1 protein-coding gene is annotated in these 341 nt (G+C 70.7%); it reads right to left on the bottom strand.

Annotation, left to right across the window (positions count from 1 at the left end; genetic code table 11):
* Positions 1-338, bottom strand: a 338-nt coding sequence (locus tag OQ02_RS47470; protein WP_442973746.1) for a CurL C-terminal domain-containing protein, incomplete at its 3' end; no start/stop codon positions are given.
* Positions 339-341 lie beyond the last annotated feature (3 nt).

Consider the following 341-nt stretch of genomic DNA (forward strand, 5'->3'; position numbering starts at 1 on the left):
GCGCCGGTCACCCGGCCGACGACCACACCCTCACCCGGACGCCCCACACCGACCCGACCGTCCGCGACCGCGACCAACCCGGCCAACAACTCGTCCCGACCCGAACCGACCACGACCGCCCGGTACTCCAACCGCGCCCGCCGCGACAACGACCACCCGACATCCACCGGCGACAACCCCGGACGAGCAGCCACCCACCCCGCCAACCGACGAGCCTGACCCACCAACCCCGACTCCGACCGAGCCGACACCACCCACACCACAACATCCGACACCACACCACGCACACCAGGCCGAACAGACCCCACCGACACCACCGGAGCCTGCTCCACAATCACGTG

The sequence above is a fragment of the Saccharothrix sp. NRRL B-16314 genome (genome assembly GCF_000716595.1).
In the GTDB taxonomy this organism is placed as follows: Bacteria; Actinomycetota; Actinomycetes; order Mycobacteriales; family Pseudonocardiaceae; genus Actinosynnema.